A 19,914-nucleotide genomic window follows, 5' to 3' on the forward strand; every position below is an offset into this window, starting at 1 on the left:
ATATGCACGATATTAGAAATCTCACAATCAGCAGCACGAACCCCTGCTTACTTGTTTACTTAATTGACCAAAGCGGTTCAATGAATGAAAAATTCGGAAATGCTTCACATACAAAAGCGGTCGAAGTTACCAACGCCATAAACGACATTTTGTATGAAGTTGGTTTACGTTGCATTGGAAGCGGTGGCGAACTCAAAAACCGATTTGAAATTGCGATTATAGGTTATGGCAAACAAGAAAATGTTGTTCAATCAGGATGGGAAGGTCAACTATCAGGGAAATGGGTAGTTTCAATTAAAAATATTTTTGAATTCCCGCTTGGACAAGAAAATGATAAACCAATTTGGATTAAACCTTACTCAGTGAGTAATACCCCAATGACAAAGGCTTTTGAAAATGCTAAACGCCTTTGTAACGACTGGATCAACTGGGGAAATCACAGGGATTGCCATGCCCCCATAATCATTAACATAACTGACGGTGAAGCCACAGATGCGGGAAGCAATTTTAATGCTTTAAAAAGTCAGGTAGAGCAAATAAAAAGCTTGAGAACCAACTACGGTTCGGTTAGCATTTTAAACATTCATATTTCAACAAGAGCAGGTGACAAATTATTATTCCCAAGTGAAGTAAATACAGGTGACAAATTTGAAAGGCTTCTATTCGAGATGTCCACCCCACTTGATGAAAACATGATAAGAATAGCCCAACAGAAAGGGTATGACATTCGACATAATGCAAAAGGTTATGTTTTCAATGGCAATGCCACGGACTTAATTAACTTCTTAAACATTGGAACACCACAGTAATGGGCATAACAGTTTTACAACTTCATAAAAGAGCATCCTATGAATTTAAATACATACAGGATAAGTATGCAGTAAATTCCGAAAGGAAAACTTTTGCATTAGCAGATGGAACAACACAGAGTTTCAATTCCGAAATTTGGGCAGAGATAATTACAAAAGGATTTGTAGAAAATCCAATCTTTAATGCAAATGAACTTATTACTTCATTTACAAAGCAGGTAGAATTATACAAAAGTGCCAAATTTGAATTTAGCACCAATCCAGCTAAAGCATCGTTAGAAAAAGCAAAACAAAATAAAGGTGGTACAGCCACCTTTATCGGTTTGCAATTCAATGAGCAAAACAAACTTGACGTAATATCATGCGGTGATACGAATTTATTTTTGCTGAATTCTGAAAATAAAATCATTCCATTTCCTTTTGCTGATGTGGATAGTTTAGACGCTAACAATTATTTCATTAATACCGAGCAGCTATTGCAAAATAAAATTGATGAAACATTTTTTAAGCAAAGAACACTTGAATATTCGCCTTCGGGTATTCTGATTATAGCAACTGATGCTCTTAGTAGGCTTATTTTGAAAAAGCCTTCTACAATAACAGAACTTTTAGGAATTAAGAATTTTGATCAATTACATGAATTCTGTTTAAAATATTGGGAAAATAAAGAACTCCAGGAAGATGACATTTCAGCTATCATTATTCCATTTAATAATATGGCAGATTTAAAGCTAATTCATCCGCCAAAAGATTTTTCTTTTCCCAAAGAAAAAGAAGAAGAATTTATCCCATCATCCTTACAACAAAAAAAACAAACAAATTATACTGACATGGAAATGAACGAAATCAGAAACCAATTTAATGGGGTCGCTCAAGACTTTCATCAAGTCAAAAAAAAACTAAAACTACACGAAATGCTACTGATGGTAGCAATTAGCCTTTTGATGGTAAACATACTACTCATGTATTTTTTGCGACCAACGAATTCTAAAGATGATATTTCAAATGCGAAAGCGAAATCAGAAAATGCAATTATTAAAAAACATGAAAATACTATTGGTGATTTGAAATCAGAAATTCAAACACTTAAAAGTAAAATCACCGATTTAACTCAACCAAAGGAAGAGCCAAAAGAAGAAAAGACTGAGCCGACCAAAACAAGCCAAACCATATCCAAGGAAGAAGCGAAGAAGAGACAGGAAGAGTTAATTAAAGCTGGCTATAAAGTAACCGCAGATGGCATATGGGGAGCACAATCTGAAAAAACTTGGAATGAATATCAACTAAAGAAAAAAGATAAGAAGTAGTAATGGCTAAGAATTATCCAACCATTGGTGAATACAACCAACTTATGCAAAAAAAAGGCGGTAGTGCTTTTAAGTCTTTGAATGGTATAAATCTAATTCCATCAAAAACATCACCAATTAAGGTTTACTTATTTGGTTCAGGTGCATTTGCAGCAGTCTTTAAAGGTTCGCTGAATGGTAGAACATATGCTATTAGATGTTTTTTGTCAGCTGAAGACGAAACAATAAATCGCTACAAAGCAATATGTAGTTATCTAAAAAACATCCATTCATCATGGAAAACTGATTGTGAATTTATAGAAAATGAAATATCTCTAAATGGCAATGCATATCCAATTCTGAAAATGGAATGGATGAACGGACTACTCATTAACCAATTTGTTTCAAATCATTTAAGTGAAAACAAAGTATTGGCAGAATTACAAGCCAAACTGGTTTCAGTATCCGAAGACTTGGAAAGAAACAAAATAGGTCATGGCGATATTCAATGTGGTAATATCATTATTTCAGGGACATCTGACGATTTTCAGGTTAAACTAATTGACTACGATGGAATGTATGTTCCAGATTTAGCTTATAAGAAATCTATCGAAAAAGGCAGAAGTGAATTTCAGCATCCTAAAAGGACACTAAATAATTTTAGCCCCGAAATGGACAGATTTTCATTTTGGGTTATGATAACAGCTCTAGAAGCACTCAAACATGACAAAACTCTTTGGCGTGAAGTAATGCAAGGTGGCTTCAACACACTTGATAATTTCCTTTTTACAATTCAGGACTTTCTAAATCCTAATCAATCTGCTTTATTTAATAGACTTTATAATCTAAACTCAACATCGCTTAATTTCTATTTAGAAACACTCAAATGGTTATGTAACAGTGAATATTCGGTTATTCCACCGCCAGCGTTATATGGAAATTCTTCCAATATTACAAAATCTATCCCCTCGGAACATCAGAAATATGTTCCAAACAGTCAAAGTATTGATAGAACAGTATCTGCCAGTAAGTATAAAATTATTACAACCAATGGCACTGCATCAGTATTGACATCCACATTTCAAAAACTTGGTTCGACACCTTTAGAACTTGACAAACAAACCTATGAGGGAAAATTGATTTTAGTTTCAAACGGCAAGGAGACAAAAAGAATTACACTTAACTCACATCAAAACTTAATAGAAATAAAATTTGATTAATAGCCCACGCAATTGGTGGCACATTTGCAAAACCGCACAAGCCCAACGCACAAGACAAATTTTGCAAAAGAGCCACCAGGCCAACGCACAAAGACACTGCAAAATGGACAAACAACAACACGACAGAAAAGAAGCACGAACCGGTAACATGGGTTTGGCGTCATGCGGGGTGACGTGCTTAAATTCAAGTGCAGTTTTTCAAATCAACTTTAGTACTGGGTTGACAGTTTTGTGCCCTGAAATCCCGCACGAACGCCAAGCCCAAAACCGTTGTCCAAACGCTAATGCTTGTAAAGAATTCGACGGGGTAGTAATAAATATAAGGGATGCCCGATCCATAACAGACCGGTGCGGGTAATTACTATGTTTCCCTGCTACGTTGGGTGACAAAGCGCTTAACCACATAGGTTGTGTTAGCCCACCCCGGCAAACTGCCGTTGCTGGCCCGAATGCCGACCGTTGTATGGCTTTGCTCGTCCTTTGACTGATGGACAACATAGCTCAGGTCTTTTTTGGGAAAGAAGTCCCGCGCAGCTTCCGCCAGAGCGAGCGGCAACGTCTGTTGCTCAAACTCCCATGTCGTCACTACGCCGGGTTGCCCTAATGGACTGGTGTAGGTGTCCTGATACATGCGGCTGTAATTGGCTTGAACAAAGGCTACCACGTCTTGAATAGTGGCTACCTGTGCTGCAATCATCGTCATTGTTTTGAGAGTCAGGGATTAATTGAATGCTACGCCGGTAATCTGCGTGGCGTTCCATTTGGCATCAGCCGTGATTTTCCGCTGCCAGCAGCCGCCAGAACGAGACCAATTGAAGCCGCTCTTTTTGAGCTGGTCAATTACGGCCTGTTCCGGTTTTTGTCGTGCATAATCTGTAGCCGGTCTGGATGATAGGAAAACATCATAGCCCCACGCTTCAGGCCCTGCCAATCTGCTCCCTTAGTTTCGTCTGCTATCGGCCCATACTAAAGTCTCTCCGCTTCGGGCGTTAAAAAAGTCACTACACTTCCCATCGCCTTTACCGTCGATTCCGCCATCGGGCGCGCAGAGGTAATTACACTGCGCATCTAGTAAGGTGCTCGGCACATCACAACATCTTGGGGGAATGTAATAAACGGTTTGCCCTTTGTATTCGTAGCGGAAAACCTTTGCCGGTGGATTCCAAACGGCCTCCTGCTTAATCTGATTGATTTTATCGACAATACAGGCGGGTGTTCCTTCCAGTATATTTTCCTTTTTACACCCGAAAGCCAGTAAACTAACGAAAACAAGGTATCTGGTGAAACGTCTCATAGCTGTCGGCGTTTATATTAATAGTCTTTATAATATAAACTACTAAATCCATAATGTTACTAAACTTTTCTGGCATAAAGCGGCATGCTACCTGATGGGTGTTAATTCGTTCATCAGCGCCCATGCGCTGTCTGACTCCTCCAGTTGATGAAAAACTGGTTCGTCCGGGCGGTTTTAACAGCAGGGGTAATTCGGCCATGACTGGCTCGATGTGAGTGATTCCGGGAAGCTAATCCTGGCCTTGCCGACCAGCCGCCAATCTCTCTAACCCGGCATGAGTCCCCTCGCCGGTCTGCCGCAGCACCAATAGGGCCGTGAGCGTATCCGGCAGCGGCTGTACTTTCTCTGGCCGGGTGCGCCGGAACCGCTCGGCCACCTGTCTGGACGGGACGTCAGCGGCAGGTATAAAAACAGTTGAATGGGTTACTGAGTTATGGTATCGGTCTTAACGAGTAAACCTTTTCTACTCAGTTGCAGCGGCAGCAACCTGCTTACAAGGGAGGTAGTGCTGCCGCTGTTTTAGTTTTGACAGCGGGCTGAAGTCTGTGGGTACGTTATTTGAGCAGATTCAGCAGATACTGCCCATACCCGCTTTTGACTAGCGGCTGCGCAATGCCGGCAAGCGCGTTGCTGTCGATAAAGTTCATGCGGTAGGCAACCTCTTCAATACAACCGATTTTCAGGCCCTGCCGCTCTTCAATCACCTGCACAAACTGGCCGGCCTGCATCAGCGAGGTAAACGTTCCGGTATCCAGCCAGGCGGTACCCCGGTCCAGAATACACACCTTCAACTGCTTCCGCGACAGGTATTCTTTATTGACATCGGTAATCTCGTATTCGCCCCGCGGACTGGGTGCCAGGTGCCGGGCAATATCAACAACCTGATTATCGTAAAAATATAGGCCCGGCACCGCATAGTTGGACTTTGGCTGCGGGGGCTTCTCTTCGATAGAAATGGCGTTCATCTGCTGGTCGAACTCCACAACGCCGTAGCGCTCCGGGTCCTGCACGTGGTACGCAAACACCACCCCACCCAGTGGGTCGGCATTGCTCTGCAGTAGCTCGGACATGCCTGAGCCGTAAAAAATATTGTCGCCCAGAATCAGGGCTACCTTATCGGCGCCGATAAACTCGCGGCCAATCACAAACGCCTGTGCCAGCCCGTTGGGCTCCGGTTGCACCGCATACGAAAAAGAGCAGCCCAGCCGGGAGCCGTCGCCCAGCAGTTTCTCAAAATTCGGCAGATCGTGTGGAGTCGAGATGATCAATATGTCCCGGATGCCGGCCAGCATCAGCGTCGACAGCGGATAGTAGATCATCGGCTTATCGTACACCGGCATGAGTTGTTTGCTGACGGCCAGCGTCAGCGGATGCAGTCGCGTGCCGGAACCCCCGGCGAGGATGATACCTTTCATAGTTTAGTAGTTAGTCAATAGTCGTTAGCCGTTAGTATGTACGGGGCCGCCCGGCGGTCAAGAGTGGACACTACTTTTTACTAATGACCATCGGCTAACGACCATCGACTTATTCACCGATTTGCGTACATGTCTTCGTAATACTTCTGATACGTGCCGGAGGTGACGTTGTCGAGCCACTCCTGGTTAGCCAGGAACCAGTCGACGGTTTTTTCCAGGCCTTCTTCAAACTGAACCGATGGTTGCCAGCCCAGCTCATTCATGATCTTATGGGCGTCGATGGCGTAGCGCAGGTCGTGGCCGGCGCGGTCGGTTACGTAGGTGATACGTTGTTCGGAGGTGCCTTCCGGACGGTCCAGTTTGCGATCCATAATACCGCAGAGCAGCTTCACCAGGTCTATGTTGCGCCACTCGTTGAAACCGCCGATGTTGTAGGTTTCGCCCAGCCGGCCGTTGTGGTAGATCACATCAATGGCGCGGGCGTGGTCGATCACGTACAGCCAGTCGCGCACGTTCTCGCCTTTGCCGTATACGGGCAGGGGTTTGTTGTTCCGGATGTTATGGATCATCAGCGGAATCAGCTTTTCCGGAAAATGGTTGGGACCGTAGTTGTTGGAGCAGTTGGACAGCACCACCGGCAGGCCATACGTATTGCCGTATGCCCGGACAAAGTGATCGGAAGCCGCTTTGGACGCCGAGTACGGCGACTGCGGATCGTAGGGCGTTTCTTCCGTGAAAAATTCGTCGGGGTTGTGCAGGGAGCCGTACACCTCATCGGTCGAGATATGATAGAACCGCTTCCCGTCAAAACCGCCCGACTGGCTCCAGCTGGTTTTGGCGGCATTGAGCAGGTTGACCGTTCCGACCACATTGGTCATCACAAACGACATAGGGTCGGTGATGGATCGGTCCACGTGCGACTCGGCCGCCAGGTGGATAACGCCGTCGAACAGCATCTCGGCAAACATCGGCTCCAGAAACGACGCATCAGTGATATCGCCCCGCACAAAGGTGTAGTTCGGTGCTTTTTCAATATCGCGGAGGTTGGCCAGATTACCGGCATAGGTCAGCTTATCCAGATTATAGATCTGGTATTCCGGATACTTCGTAACAAACAACCGGACAACGTGAGAACCGATAAAGCCGGCTCCGCCGGTGATTAAGATTTTTTTCATGTAGCGTTTTGGGGTTTGAGGTTTGAGGTTTGAAGTAGGTAGTTAATGATGCGTCAGCCCAACGTTAAACTTCAAACGGCACCGGCCGCCCGGCTCAAACTATCTTACTCAATTTCTTCTGCCAGGCCCAGGCGTCGCGCAGGGCATCGCCCAGAGACCGTTGGGCCTGCCAATCCATATCCCGGTTGGCTTTGTCCACGACCGCATAAATCTGTTCGACATCGCCCGGCCGGCGCGGACCAGTGGTGTAGTTTACCTGGATGCCGTTTACGTCTTCAAATGTCCGAATCAGTTCGAGTACAGAAGCGCCGTGTCCGGTACCGATATTGTATACATCGTACAGCGAGTTCGTACGGCTCTGGTCGAGCAGCCGCAAGGCACTGACGTGGGCATCGGCCAGGTCCATTACGTGGATAAAGTCGCGTATACAGCTACCGTCGGGGGTGTTATAGTCGTCTCCAAATACCGTCAGCTTCTCCCGCAGGCCGGCGGCTGTCTGGGTGATATAGGGTACCAGGTTGCCGGGAACACCCCGTGGCAACTCGCCAATCTGGGCGGAGGGGTGAGCCCCGATGGGATTGAAATAACGCAGGGAAAAGGCTTTGATCGGCGTACCGGCATGAACCGTATCGCGGATAATGTCTTCGCAGATAGCCTTGGTGTTGCCATACGGCGACTGGGCCGGCAGCCGGGGCGTATCTTCCGTTACCGGCAATATCTCAGGCTGTCCGTAGACCGTGCAGGACGACGAAAAAACCAGGTTACGGACGTTGAACTGCGGCATAAGTTCCAGCAGCAGCATGGTCGAGTCCAGGTTATTGCGGTAATACTTCAGCGGTTGCTGGACCGACTCACCCACGGCTTTGTAGGCCGCAAAGTGAATAACGCCGGAGAGTTGTTCCGTTCGGAAAATCTCCGTCATGGCTGCGGCATCGTTACAGTCGGCGTGGTAGCAGATAATGTCGCGCCCCAGAATAGCCCGCAGGCCATCCAGCACAGCAGGCTCCGAATTGGAGAAATTATCGACGATAACCGGCTCAAAGCCGGCTTCGACCAGGGCCACTACGGTATGGGAGCCGATAAAACCAGCTCCGCCGGTAACCAGAATTTTTTGGGACGAACTATGTGTAGATACCAAATCGTTTTGTTAAAAATTTTGTTGTTACTTGCAGAGGGGCCTCCCAGAAAAAGCGTTTTGGAAAGGCGGACAAAAGTATAAAATTCGGTACCTTTCTGAAAACACTATTTATTATAGGACCACCGATTCCCTCCTGAACGGAATACGATGAACGATAACGAAATCAAAGCACTTATATCTCTGCTCGACGACGAAGACCAGGAAGTGGTACAACATGTAGAGACGCGAATTCGCCAGATCGGCGGCCAACTGATTCCTTACCTCGAAACCGAATGGGAAGGCAGTTTTAACGCCAGCCTGCAAAAACGGATCGAGGAGCTTATTCATGATCTGCAATACCAGTCGGTGCTGGAGCGGATGCAGGCCTGGAAGAATGGTGGGGCTATGGACCTGCTGGAAGGACTCTGGGTGGTGGCTACCTACCAGTACCCGGATCTGTCGCTCGAGAAGTTGCGGCAGGACCTGGAGCAACTATACTACGAGGTATGGGTGGAAGTAAAGGCCGATATGCACCCGGTGGATCAGGTGCGGGCGCTCAACAATGTTTTTTTCAATAAGCTGAAGTTTGCGGCCAACACGAAGCATTTTCATTCGCCGGCCAACTCGATGATCAATCAGGTGCTCGAATCGCGCCGGGGAAATCCAATCTCGCTCTGTGTGATTTATATGCTGATCGCCAACAAGATCGGTCTGCCCATTTACGGCGTTAACCTGCCCAACCTGTTTGTGCTGACCTACAAGGCACCGGCCGGAGTGCAGTTTTACATCAACGTATTTAACCGGGGGCTGGTGTTCTCCAAAAACGACATCGACCACTACATTGCCCAGTTGAACCTGAAGCAGTCGGATATATTTTACCAGCCCTGCTCTAATCTGGATATTATTCGCCGGATGCTGCGTAACCTGACCCTCTCCTTCGAGAAAAACGGCGATGCCGAGCGCGTCAAAGAAGTGGAGCGGATGCTGGACTTCATTAAAGACGACGAAGACTCACTGCCACTGTCGGATTATTCGCAGAAAAGCTGAGTTAATGATGAATGATAAACGATGAGCGATGAATGAGGCTGGCGCAAGCCTTTCATTCATCGCTCATCGTTTATCATTAAAAGGCTACGGCCAGCAACCCGGGTCCGGCGGCCCGGCAGCAGATGGTGAGTTCTTCGGCGTGGTCGGGCAGGCGAACGTGGCCGGTGAGTTGGGTGGCCCCATCGGCGAACGGCTCAATCAGCAGGTGTTCGCGGAAGGTAAGCTGGCGTTTGCCGTACAGTTTATACAAGGCTTCTTTGGCACACCAGTATACCGCCAGCCGCATCAGGTCCTGACCGGCATGGGCGGTTTCGGTCTCCGACAGAACGCGGGGCACCACCCGCACAAACTGCTCCCGCAACGGTTCAATATCGATACCAACGGGTCGGCTGGCGTGCCAGACCACAGCCGCCCAGCCCGACGTATGCGTTAGTGAGATATGCCCGGCTTGCTCAGCTGGAGAGGCAATCAGGTGAGGCTTGCCAAATTCATCTTTGAACAGACCTGTATAAGCCAGCCCCTGGCTCTCTGCCAACTGCCGCATAGCCGTCCGGCAGGCCATCCACTCTACCCGCTGGGCCGGATGCGTAATACCGGCCAGATCAGCCAGCTCCGGCTCCGTCAGGGGTAGGCTGGTTCGCAGATTCGCTTCATCTTCCTCAATTTTCCACAATAGGGCGGTGCATTCCGGATTGAAAGCAAAAGACGTAAACTGAGGCATTGGATCATGAGCAAATATAAAGCAAATATACCACCCTAAAGCAGCTCTACAGCACCTTACGCCGACATCTGTTCGCCAGAACTGCCGTTTAATAAAAACAAACCGCTTCCACGACGGTAACATGGTCTTTCTCTTATATTTAGCCACGTATTAAAACCTCAAACTATTATCATGAGAACTCACCTGTGGTTCCTGCTGGCTGTCCTCTTCTTACTGGCAGGATGCACCAAAGATTTGGAAGTTGTATCATCACTCTCTGACGTCAGGCAGGACGTTGTTGCGGAGAAGAGGCAATCCAGTACCGTTACCACCGTCGACGGGACCCTTTCAGCGTTTGGCTGCTCAACGCTTACCCTGAAAACGGGAGAAATCTACCAGATTTGTAAACCAGCCAACTGGAACGGCGATTTGATTCTGTACGCCCACGGGTATGTTTCGTCGTATTTGCCCCTGGCCATACCGACGGAAGCCGATGCCTATGTTCCCCTATTCCTCAGCCAGGGGTATGCCTTTGCTACCACCAGCTATAGCGCCAATGGCCTGGCCATTCAGACTGGCATCGACGATATGTTGGAATTGCGGAAATTCTTTATCAAACAGTACGGCACCCCTAAAAACATCTACTTAACCGGAGGGTCTGAGGGCGGGATTGTTACGACCCTGGCTATTGAGCGGTATCCGAAGCTGTTCAGTGGCGGTTTATCCTTATGCGGCCCCTGCGGTGATTTCCAGCGACAGATCAACCGCTACGGCGACGTACGGGTTCTGTTCGATTATTTCTTTCCCGGCATACTTCCCGGCACGGCCATAAACATCCCGGATCAGCTTATTCAGAACTGGCCTGGTTACTCGGGAGCAGTTGGCGCTACGCTTATTAATAATAGTGAGCCTGGGGGGAAAACCTGGCAATTTCTGGCGACCGCCTTTGGAAATGAAGAGCTTGCCGGCTTTCTGCAAAGCCCTGAGAATATTGGGGAAACGGTTCTCAGCTTGCTGTGGTACAATGTGTTTGCCACCCGCAATGCGGTGGAGGTGCTAAAAGGACAACCCTACGACAACATAGGCCGGGTATACATCAATCCGTTCTTTGCAGGCAATCCAGCAGCGAATGCAATGCTGAATCAGCAGGTGCAGCGAATTGCCGGGGACAAAAAAGCGATGAAAACGATTGAAAAAGACTACCAGACCAGCGGACTCATCAGCGTACCGCTGGTCACCATGCATACGGCGGGAGATCCCCTCATCCCCGTCTGGCATTTGCCGCTCTATCAGCAGAAAACCCTTGTGCAGGGAACCAGCGCCCTGTTCACCGGTATTCCCATCAACCGGTTTGGACACTGTACCTTTACGCAACTTGAGGTTGCTATGGCTTTTGGTGCACTGGTTCAGCAGGTATCCGGACAAATGCCAGCCATTACCCAACGGCTTATTGAAAAGGGCAAAGCTACAGACGGAAAAATTGTTCAGTCCGTTAACCTGATCCGGACGGAGATCAGCAAAAACCCGTACGCCGTCTCTGCCTTATAATCTTGCTGAACACCAGAAGACAAAGCCCCATCTCCGGAGAAATGGGGCTTTGTTATGTCCGAAGCTTTGAACGGTATTACACAAAGCAATAAGTTTGCAGCCGTTATGTTCCAATTTGCTCTTTCGGATGACGATAACGGTTAAAAAAGCAGACACCTTCGGCGGGCACCGCGACTGTGTATACGCGCTGGAAAGCGGGGCCACGCCCGAAACCTTTTTTTCGGCCGGTGCCGATGGCCTGGTTGTCCGCTGGCAACTCGACCGCCCCGACCTGGGGGATCTGATTGCCCGCGTCCCGGCTTCGGTCTACGCCCTGGCGTTCGACCCGGCCGACGGCCTGTTGTGGGTGGGGCAGAACTACGAAGGCGTCCATGTAATTGACCCGAACCAGAAAAAAGAGGTCTGTTCGCTGAAGATCACTTCGGCCGCCATATTCGACATTCAGCTGTACCGGCAAACGGCTTACGTAGCTTTATCGGATGGGGTAGTGGTGCTACTGAACATGCATGACTTTACCGTCAGGCGGCACCTGAAAGCCTCCGACAAGAGTGCCCGCAGCATCAGTATCAACCCGGTGGAGCGGGAACTGGCCGTCGGCTACAGCGACCATACGGTCCGGATATTCGACCTGGAAACCAACGCCCTCAAACACACCCTGGCCGCGCATACCAACTCAGTCTTTGCGGTACGCTACTCACCCGATTTCCGGTGCCTGCTCACGGCCGGCCGCGACGCTCACCTGAAAGTCTGGGATGTAGAAGCCGGCTACACCGAAAGCCATGATGTGGTTGCCCATCTGTTTGCCATCAACCACGTTACGTATAGCCCGGACGGTCGCTGGCTGGCCACGGCCAGCATGGACAAAGCCGTTAAGATCTGGGATGCTGCCACCTTCCGGCTCCTGAAAGTGGTAGACCGCGCCCGGCACGCAGGTCATGGCACATCGGTGAACAAACTGCTGTGGACCGCCTACCAGAACCAGCTCTTATCGGGTAGCGACGACCGGACAATCTCCGTTTGGGAGATTACGGAAACCGGTTTTCGCTAAATGAATGGGTCTAAAAGTGGAATTTTCGGCCATTTTGTTGCTTTTTCCAATTAAAGGCTGTTACTTTTCCACATTTCAGAAGCCAATAGGGCACCAAAACGAACCATTTGTATGAAGATAACACCCATCGAGATTCGTCAGCATACATTCGAGAAGGGCTTACGGGGATATAAATCAGAAGAAGTTGACGCTTTTTTAAACTCTTTATCGCAGGAGTGGGAGCGAATCATCAGCGAAAACAAAATGCTTAAAATGCAGCTTGAACTGGCTGAGAAAGAGCTGAACAAGCTGAAGGAGGTCGAACTGATTCTGTTTAAAACCCTCAAAACGGCCGAAGATACCAGCAGCCAGATTACCGAGCAGGCCAACCGGGCCGCCGAGCAGTACCTGGGCGAATCGCGGCAGAAGGCCGATGAAGTTCTGGCCGAAGCCCGCAAAAAGTCGGCTATTCTGGTGCAGGATGCCGAAAACCAGGCCCGGTATATTAAAGAGAATATCCTGAATGACCTGAAGTCGATTGAGAGCGACTTTAAGGCAATGGAACGCTACAAGGAGAACCTGATTGTTCAGATCCAGGCCTTAGCCAACAATGCCCTGGACAGCGTAGACCGGTTTGAAAAGAAATACGCCAAACAATCGGTGAAGAACAAGATCGACGAGGTGGCCTCGCAACTGGAAGATGCCCCGGCCAACGCCGAAACATCAGAAAAAGCCGGCTCCGGTGAAACCCAGGCCATGCCGGCCGTTGACCAGACCGGTCCGCTGACGGAGCAGGCAGAAACCGCCCCGGTTGAAGCCGAAGCCTCTCCGGCGGTGACAGAAGGCGTTACCGAAGCCGTTGAGCAGCAGCTCTCCGCAGAGTTGGCATCTACCGAAGAAGCCGTTGCGGACGCAGCCTCCGACGAAACTGCCTCCGACGACCGGCCGGCGGGTACCACAGAGCCGTCTGCATCGGCAAGTGCCGGAGAGGTGGAAGAGCCCGTAACGGCCGGGGCTGGTCCTGTGGGCGTGGCTGGTCAACCCGAGCCTGTACCCGCAGCGGCTCTGTCCGGGCAGCCGAAAAAGCCTGGTGGCTCGTTTTTCGATCAGTTTTAGTGGGAACCATCACGCTCGAAGGCCTCGAATTTTTCGCCTATCACGGCTTTTACGACGAGGAGCAGAAAATTGGCAATAAGTATTCGGTAGACATCACCGTCACCACCGACTTCTCGGAAGCGGCCCGCCGAGACCGCCTGAGCGCGACGGTCAATTACGAGGAGTTATACCGTATTGCCGCCACTGCCATGCAGCGCCCGGCGCGGTTGCTGGAACACATTGCCCATACTATTATCGAGGAAGTACGGGCGCGTTACCCGAACGTCGAGTCGGTGGAGGTGAGCGTATCCAAGTTCAATCCACCCGTCGGCGGAGTCTGCCAGCGTGCAAAGGTTAGGTTGATTGGTTAGCTGGTTGATTGGTTAACTAGTTAATCAATCAACCAGCCACTGTTTTTTTCTGCTTACTGGAACCGGTATTCTGGGGAGGCAGGCTACTCACCTCCGTTTCCCGCTCCTGCTGTTCAACATAAACGGCATAGTCGGCCGGCTCGATCCGGACGCCGAAATGACTGGCGTAGGCCTGCGTGAACTCTGCCCCGAAATAAAGAATGGCGGCCGTATAATAGATCCAGATCAGCACCACCATTAGCGACCCGGCAGCTCCGTAAGTCGACTCGGTACCGGTTGTCTGGATATAAAGCCCAATCAGGTAGCGACCGACCAGGAAGAGTATAGCGGTGAAAAATGCTCCCCATTTTACATCGGTCCAACTGATCTTTACGTCGGGCAAAAACTTGAAGATAATGCCGAAGAGTGTAGCAATAACGGCAAAGCTGATCGCGAGGTTAATGCCATTAACTAGCCAGAGGGTAATATCGGGCAGGTAGCGAGTCAATATATCGCTGAGCGCCAGCACCAGGCTATTGATCACCAGTGAAACCACCAGCAGAAAACCCAGGCTGATTACCAGAGAGGAAGATAGCAGCCGGTCTTTGATCATTTTTAGCCAGCCGCGCTTGGGTTTGGCCTTTACCTTCCAGATCATGTTGATCGAATCCTGGATTTCGATAAATACCGTGGTTGCACCAATCAGCAGCGTAACCAAACCGGTAACCAGCGCGGTAATGGTATTACCCGATAATCTGACGTTTCGGATCATCTCCTGGATTTGCTTAGCGGCATTGTTTCCGACCAGGTCGTTGATTTCCCCAAAAATTCGTCCCTGTATCGCTTCTTCGCCGAAGAACAGGCTCGCCAGTGACATCAGCAGTACCAGCAGCGGGGCCAGTGAAAATACCGTATAGTAGGCCAGAGCGGCACTCAGCTTGAGTGCCTTATCCTCCATAAAGCCTGTTCCGGATGCTTTCAGCAGCACCCAGGCATCCGCAAAAAATTTCTTGATTGAAGAGCCATTCATAACGTAAGTCTAGTTGAGTAACCTCTCTGTGTTTACTACTACGCTACGCCGGAAATGTTCGGAAAACAGAACTGTTTGATTGTTTCAGGTTTCAAGTTCCAGGTTCCAAGTTGATGGCATCGTTAACCGCCAGGTTGCCCCGCTGAAACCTGAAACTTGGAACCTGAAACATATATAAGTTACCTTAATTCCGGAATGGGGCAAAAGTCCATATCGCCGTAGTCGAGGTTTTCGCCGGCCATACCCCAGATAAAGGTGTAGTTTGATGTACCGGCTCCGGCATGTATAGACCAGTTGGGCGAAATGACAGCCTGTTCATTCTGCATCCAGATATGGCGTGTCTCCTGCGGCTGACCCATAAAGTGGCAAACGGCCTGCCCTGGCGGTATTTCAAAATAAAAGTACACCTCCATCCGGCGGTCGTGGGTGTGCGCCGGCATGGTGTTCCAGACGCTGCCCGGTTTTAACTCCGTCATGCCCATCTGAAGCTGGCAGGTGGGCAGTACGCTATTCACCAGCAGTTTATTGATGGTACGGTGGTTGGCGGTTTCCGTGCTGCCTAAGTCAACAATTTCGGCTTGCTCGCGGGATACTTTGCGGGTAGGGTAGGTGGCATGGGCCGGCGTTGAGTTGAGGTAGAACTTTGCCGGGGCGTTGGCGTCTGCCGATACAAACTGAACGGACTGTGTACCTTTGCCGATATACAGGGCTTCTTTGTAGGCTAGTTCAACCGTTTTACCGTCGGCAATGACTTGTCCGGCTCCACCAACGTTGATAATACCGAGTTCCCGACGCTCCAGAAAGTAACTGGCCTTCAGGCTTTCGGGGGTTTCCAGCGATACCGGACCGGCAACGGGCATGACCCCGCCGGTGAGGTACCGGTCAAAAAAAGTGAGTACCCAGCGGGTCTGGTCGGCGGTAAACAGCTTGTCGATCAGAAAACTGCGCCGGAGCGTATCGGTATCCATGTGTTTCACCTCATCGGGTGAGGAGGCATACCGGCTTTCAAACAGGTGGTTGGTGGTTGTATTCATACTGGAAGAAGATACATGACTAGGTCGGCAAATGGCTCAGGTAATCTTTTCAGCCAGGTAGCTGGCTGTTTTCGGTGGCCCAGCGGTTTAATAGCTCAATGGTTTGCCGGCTGATGGAATCGACGGCTTCGCGGGTAAGAAAGGCCTGATGGCCGGTGATGATAACGTTGTTTTGCTGCATCAGTTTTTCCAGCAGGGGGTCACGGGGTTCGCGGGAGCGGTCCTGAAAGAACAGACCTTTTTCCTTTTCGTACACATCAATACCCAGATACCCCAATTGCCCGTCTTTCAGGGCTTCTATGGCATCCTCCGTGTTCAGCACCGCTCCCCGTCCGGTGTTAATCAGCATGGCTCCCCGCTTCATCTGCGCAATGGTTGTTTGATCAAACATGCCCTTTGTCGACTCATTCAGCGGCACGTGAATAGAGATAATATCCGACTGCATCAGCAGCGTGGGCAGATCAACAAACTCGATTGGGTCGCGGGTAGGAGCGGCCAGTTCGGGCTTTACGTCGTGGGCAATCACCCGGCAGCCAAATCCCCGCAGAATATCGATGACGGCCGCCCCGGTATTTCCGCAGCCCACAATACCGGCCGTTTTGCCTTTCAGCTCAAAGCCCAGCAGTTTTTCCGTCAGCCGGAAATCGAAACGCTTGACGTTGTAATCGGCCCGCAGCAGTTGGCGGCTCAGGGCCAGCATCAGCGCTACTGCATGTTCGGCAATGGCGTGGGGCGAGTAGCTGGGCACATTGCCGACCTGAATGCCCAGTTCTTTAGCCGCTTTCTGGTCGATATGGTCCATGCCCGTAGAGCGGGTGACCAGGTACCGGACCCCTTTTTCGTGCAGTCGCTGTAGAATGGGAGCGGAGGCATCGTCGTTGGTGAAGACCAGCACGGCATCGCAGCCGTTGGCGCGGTCGACGGAGTTGATCGAGAGTGACTCGGCGACGTACCGGATCTGATGACGGCCCTGATTGAAATTGTCGAGAGCGGGCTGCTCGTAATCACTGATGCTAAAGGCGGTAACAATCATAGTGGGTTATTTGCCGGCAAGTTACTCAATTTCCCAGGGGCCGTGGCAGTTGGGAATGGAAGTTGAGTTAGCGGCCGGCGTTTGGGTTGGATGCGTGTGAGCGTAGGGACTAAGACCCCGCACGATGAGAAATACTGCCAGCAGGGCCGTGGCTACGGGCAGGACCGGGCTCAGACGTTGCCGCAGCGAGGCCGGGAGCAAACCCGGCACAAACCGAATACCCAGCAGGGCCGGTAGCGTACCCAGCCCGAACAAAACCATGTATAGGGCGCCTTCGAGGGGAGTTGGGTTATTGAGGGCTCCCGCCAGCGCTACGTACACAAACCCGCAGGGCAGCAGGCCGTTCAGAAAACCCAGGCCGGTAAAACTGAGCAGGCCAGGGTGTTGCAGCAGGCTCGTTATGGGGCCCGTTACCCACCGCCCCGCCCGGCTCGACCGCAGCCTGTACAGATGCGTTCGGTTGGTGAGCGTATACACCAGCAGCAGCACACCGGATACTATGGACACTGGTCCCTGAATACCCGCCAGCAGCAGGCCCTGACCCAGCAGGCCCGTGACCAGACCCAGCCCGGCATAAGCCGACAGCCGGCCGGCATGGTACAGCAGTACTCCGCCTGCCCGCTGGTAGCGAGGCAACCGCCCCACCGGTAAGACCATAGCCAGAGGGCCGCACATACCCACGCAGTGCAGGCTTCCGGCTAAGCCGGCTATTACGGCAGTTGTCCACCAGATGGTCATGGGCGAAAGAATGAAAGAGCGGGGTACGTAGCCTGAAAGAGTGATTGGGTATTACTGAATGTAGACCTCCTGTTCGGCATAGTACTCGCTCCGGCCGTCGGTCCAGTTGAGCTGTACCCGCCAGCGTCCTTTTTGGAGAAAGGCGGTAGATACAACTTGCCGGGAGGTTCGGGTCGGGCGGATGGGTACACGGAAGTCCTGCCGACGGTCGGAGGGCCGGTAGAAGGTGATTTCTCCCTTACGCATGGTGTCCGGGAGAACAAAAGCGACCTGCTGTTGCTCCGGTTGATAAACCATAGTGACTGGTGTTTTAAGGCGGGCCGTGTTGCTGACCCTTTCTATCTGACGCTGGTACTGAATTTCGTCCTGATAATAGTCGTCACGGACCAGGTCTATCCGCTGGCGACTCATTAAGGTGACCATTCCGCCGATGAAACCGGCAAACAGAATGAACGTAAGTATGATGGTTTTTCCCCAGTTCATGAATAGTTTGTAGTAGTGCCTCACCCTGCGCTATATGGCAGGTTTTTCATATGCTTTCCGCATTCACGAGAAGGGGGAGGCTAATTTACGGGTCCCAGAAATGAAGTTGTTGACCGTTTAATAATTTTGTTGCCGGAAATTACCTCCAGTTCCAGCTTTGTGCTGCTTTCATGGATACTCTTCTCCGGCAGCAGAATAAAGAACACGCCCTTGGCTATATCGTTGGCCGGTACTTCCGTTAGGGGTTGCACCATCCGGAGAACGGCATCGGGCCGGCTAAGCCGGAACTGCACCGGCACAGACCGGTAGGTTTTATTCACTAACTCTATGGTATACAGGTTGGCAATCATGCCGTTGGCTTCGTGCTGGTACAGTTGCCCCGGTGCCCGCAGCAGGGTGGTTTCTATATCGGTGCGGCTGACCAGCAGGAACACCAATACTGCAATCAACGCAACCAGTACGCCACTATAGGCCATAATGCGGCCGGTAAACCGAAGGGGCTTTTTCTCCTGAATACCCGCCGGCGAGTCGTACCGGATCAGGCCGCGGGGCCGCCCAACTTTGTCCATCACACTGTCGCAGGCATCAATGCAGGCGGTGCAGTGGATACACTCCAGTTGCGTGCCATTGCGGATGTCTATACCCGTCGGGCACACATGCACGCATAGCGCGCAGTCGATGCAGTCACCTTTCAGTTGAATCGGTGCCTCATTTTTCCGGATCTTTCCTCTGGGTTCGCCCCGAACATCATCGTAGGCAACCACAATGGAGTTTTTGTCCAGCAGCACCCCCTGCAAACGTCCGTAGGGGCAGATGGTGATGCAGACGATCTCCCGCAGTTTGGCGAACACTACATAGAAGGCTCCCGTGAAAATCAGGATAGACGCCAGGCCACCGAGGTGGTTGGCGGGGTTATCCGTAACGATTTCCAGCAGGGCGTCTTTGCCGATGATATACGCCAGAAACGTGTTGCTGATGGCAAACGAGATCAGGAAGAAGATGGCGTGCTTGGCCGTTTTCTTCATAACCTTATCGGCTGTCCACGGAGCAGCCTCGAGCCGCTTGCGGGCGGGTCCGCCGGTGCGGTTATGGTCGCCTTCAATCCAGATCTCGATCTTCCGGAACACCATTTCCATGAAGATGGTCTGGGGGCAGGCCCAGCCGCACCACACCCGGCCGTACACCACCGTAAACAGGGTGATGAAGACGATAAAGGTAATCAGCCCGATAGCCATCAGGTGAAAATCCTGCGGCCAGAATGTCACTCCAAAGAAAATAAACTGCCGCTCCAGCACATTGAACATAAACAGCGGGTGACCGTTGTAGCTCAGGAAAGGCCCGGCAAACAGAGCAGCCAGCAGTACCCAGGCCACTACGGTCCGCCAGCGATACAGCGAGCCTTTGATGACCCGTGGGTGCAGCCACTTCCGCCCGCCGTGCTCGCCGGCGTTCGACAAATGGTTGCGGAAGGTATCCTGGGCTGGGTGCATGGTTAATTAGTTGATTAGCTGGC

General features: G+C 50.6%; 21 protein-coding genes. 8 read left to right on the forward strand and 13 right to left on the reverse strand.

All coding sequences use genetic code 11. The annotated features are described in order from the left end of the window. The first annotated feature begins 2 nt into the window (after window positions 1-2). From ABD931_RS13370 to ABD931_RS13380, 3 genes are read left to right on the forward strand one after another with little or no spacing between them, the layout of a single operon-like run. Window positions 3-809 carry a vWA domain-containing protein gene (locus ABD931_RS13370; protein ID WP_345267873.1) on the forward strand — a complete coding sequence of 269 codons (807 nt, stop codon included), beginning with the start codon at window positions 3-5 and terminating at the stop codon, window positions 807-809. Beyond that, entirely contained in the window at window positions 809-2,116 is a 1,308-nt protein-coding gene (locus tag ABD931_RS13375) for a hypothetical protein (RefSeq protein ID WP_345267875.1), read from the forward strand. The genes ABD931_RS13370 and ABD931_RS13375 overlap by 1 nt, the downstream gene beginning before the upstream one ends. A gap of 2 nt (window positions 2,117-2,118) precedes the next feature. Beyond that, window positions 2,119-3,315 (forward strand): protein kinase family protein, encoded by a 1,197-nt coding sequence (locus ABD931_RS13380; protein WP_345267877.1) that lies wholly within the window; start codon window positions 2,119-2,121, stop codon window positions 3,313-3,315. Between the two features lie 361 nt (window positions 3,316-3,676). On the opposite strand, the gene ABD931_RS13385 is transcribed toward ABD931_RS13380, so the two are convergent. From ABD931_RS13385 to galE, 6 genes are all read right to left on the reverse strand, one after another. After that, window positions 3,677-4,018, reverse strand: coding sequence for a hypothetical protein (locus tag ABD931_RS13385; RefSeq protein ID WP_345267879.1), 342 nt, complete (start codon window positions 4,016-4,018; stop codon window positions 3,677-3,679). 237 nt (window positions 4,019-4,255) lie between these two features. After that, on the reverse strand, window positions 4,256-4,609 hold the full coding sequence (locus tag ABD931_RS13390) for a DUF6970 domain-containing protein (RefSeq protein WP_345267881.1): 354 nt from the start codon (window positions 4,607-4,609) through the stop codon (window positions 4,256-4,258). Between the two features lie 229 nt (window positions 4,610-4,838). Then, window positions 4,839-4,985, reverse strand: coding sequence for a hypothetical protein (locus tag ABD931_RS13395; RefSeq protein WP_345267883.1), 147 nt, complete (start codon window positions 4,983-4,985; stop codon window positions 4,839-4,841). A 178-nt stretch (window positions 4,986-5,163) separates the two neighbouring features. Beyond that, window positions 5,164-6,024, reverse strand: a complete 861-nt coding sequence (gene rfbA / locus ABD931_RS13400) for a glucose-1-phosphate thymidylyltransferase RfbA (protein ID WP_345267885.1) — start codon at window positions 6,022-6,024, stop codon at window positions 5,164-5,166. Between the two features lie 113 nt (window positions 6,025-6,137). Further along, on the reverse strand, window positions 6,138-7,199 hold the full coding sequence (gene rfbB, locus ABD931_RS13405; protein ID WP_345267887.1) for a dTDP-glucose 4,6-dehydratase: 1,062 nt from the start codon (window positions 7,197-7,199) through the stop codon (window positions 6,138-6,140). A gap of 94 nt (window positions 7,200-7,293) precedes the next feature. Continuing rightward, a complete protein-coding gene (gene galE / locus ABD931_RS13410) occupies window positions 7,294-8,337 on the reverse strand; it encodes a UDP-glucose 4-epimerase GalE (protein ID WP_345267889.1) in 1,044 nt (347 codons plus the stop codon). Window positions 8,338-8,484: 147 nt separating this feature from the next. Here galE and ABD931_RS13415 point away from each other — a divergent pair, with 147 nt between their 5' ends. After that, the gene (locus ABD931_RS13415) at window positions 8,485-9,363 is read left to right on the forward strand and encodes a transglutaminase-like domain-containing protein (protein WP_345267891.1); all 879 of its coding nucleotides are present in this window, start codon (window positions 8,485-8,487) and stop codon (window positions 9,361-9,363) included. A gap of 76 nt (window positions 9,364-9,439) precedes the next feature. On the opposite strand, the gene ABD931_RS13420 is transcribed toward ABD931_RS13415, so the two are convergent. Beyond that, the gene (locus ABD931_RS13420) at window positions 9,440-10,084 is read right to left on the reverse strand and encodes a 4'-phosphopantetheinyl transferase family protein (RefSeq protein WP_345267893.1); all 645 of its coding nucleotides are present in this window, start codon (window positions 10,082-10,084) and stop codon (window positions 9,440-9,442) included. Between the two features lie 171 nt (window positions 10,085-10,255). Here ABD931_RS13420 and ABD931_RS13425 point away from each other — a divergent pair, with 171 nt between their 5' ends. From ABD931_RS13425 to folB, 4 genes are all read left to right on the forward strand, one after another. Beyond that, complete coding sequence (locus ABD931_RS13425; protein WP_345267895.1) at window positions 10,256-11,611, forward strand: DUF6351 family protein; 1,356 nt, start codon at window positions 10,256-10,258, stop codon at window positions 11,609-11,611. A gap of 133 nt (window positions 11,612-11,744) precedes the next feature. Beyond that, a complete protein-coding gene (locus ABD931_RS13430) occupies window positions 11,745-12,659 on the forward strand; it encodes a WD40 repeat domain-containing protein (RefSeq protein WP_370469321.1) in 915 nt (304 codons plus the stop codon). 111 nt (window positions 12,660-12,770) lie between these two features. Continuing rightward, window positions 12,771-13,754, forward strand: a complete 984-nt coding sequence (locus ABD931_RS13435; RefSeq protein WP_345267899.1) for a DivIVA domain-containing protein — start codon at window positions 12,771-12,773, stop codon at window positions 13,752-13,754. Then, window positions 13,754-14,104 carry a dihydroneopterin aldolase gene (gene folB, locus ABD931_RS13440; protein WP_345267901.1) on the forward strand — a complete coding sequence of 117 codons (351 nt, stop codon included), beginning with the start codon at window positions 13,754-13,756 and terminating at the stop codon, window positions 14,102-14,104. The genes ABD931_RS13435 and folB overlap by 1 nt, the downstream gene beginning before the upstream one ends. Before the next feature lie 28 nt (window positions 14,105-14,132). On the opposite strand, the gene ABD931_RS13445 is transcribed toward folB, so the two are convergent. From ABD931_RS13445 to ccoG, 6 genes are all read right to left on the reverse strand, one after another. After that, complete coding sequence (locus ABD931_RS13445) at window positions 14,133-15,113, reverse strand: YihY/virulence factor BrkB family protein (protein ID WP_345267903.1); 981 nt, start codon at window positions 15,111-15,113, stop codon at window positions 14,133-14,135. Window positions 15,114-15,292: 179 nt separating this feature from the next. Next, window positions 15,293-16,147, reverse strand: coding sequence for a 5-dehydro-4-deoxy-D-glucuronate isomerase (gene kduI, locus ABD931_RS13450; protein WP_345267905.1), 855 nt, complete (start codon window positions 16,145-16,147; stop codon window positions 15,293-15,295). A gap of 49 nt (window positions 16,148-16,196) precedes the next feature. Next, complete coding sequence (locus tag ABD931_RS13455; protein WP_345267907.1) at window positions 16,197-17,180, reverse strand: 2-hydroxyacid dehydrogenase; 984 nt, start codon at window positions 17,178-17,180, stop codon at window positions 16,197-16,199. A gap of 21 nt (window positions 17,181-17,201) precedes the next feature. Further along, a complete protein-coding gene (locus ABD931_RS13460) occupies window positions 17,202-17,918 on the reverse strand; it encodes a sulfite exporter TauE/SafE family protein (RefSeq protein ID WP_345267909.1) in 717 nt (238 codons plus the stop codon). A gap of 51 nt (window positions 17,919-17,969) precedes the next feature. Then, window positions 17,970-18,401, reverse strand: a complete 432-nt coding sequence (locus tag ABD931_RS13465; protein ID WP_345267911.1) for a FixH family protein — start codon at window positions 18,399-18,401, stop codon at window positions 17,970-17,972. 80 nt (window positions 18,402-18,481) lie between these two features. Further along, window positions 18,482-19,891: a cytochrome c oxidase accessory protein CcoG gene (gene ccoG, locus ABD931_RS13470; protein WP_345267913.1), complete on the reverse strand. Its 1,410-nt coding sequence runs from the start codon at window positions 19,889-19,891 to the stop codon at window positions 18,482-18,484. Window positions 19,892-19,914: the final 23 nt, after the last annotated feature.

Origin of the sequence: Nibrella viscosa, assembly GCF_039541875.1 — a bacterium.
GTDB classification, from domain to species: Bacteria; Bacteroidota; Bacteroidia; order Cytophagales; family Spirosomataceae; genus Nibrella; species Nibrella viscosa.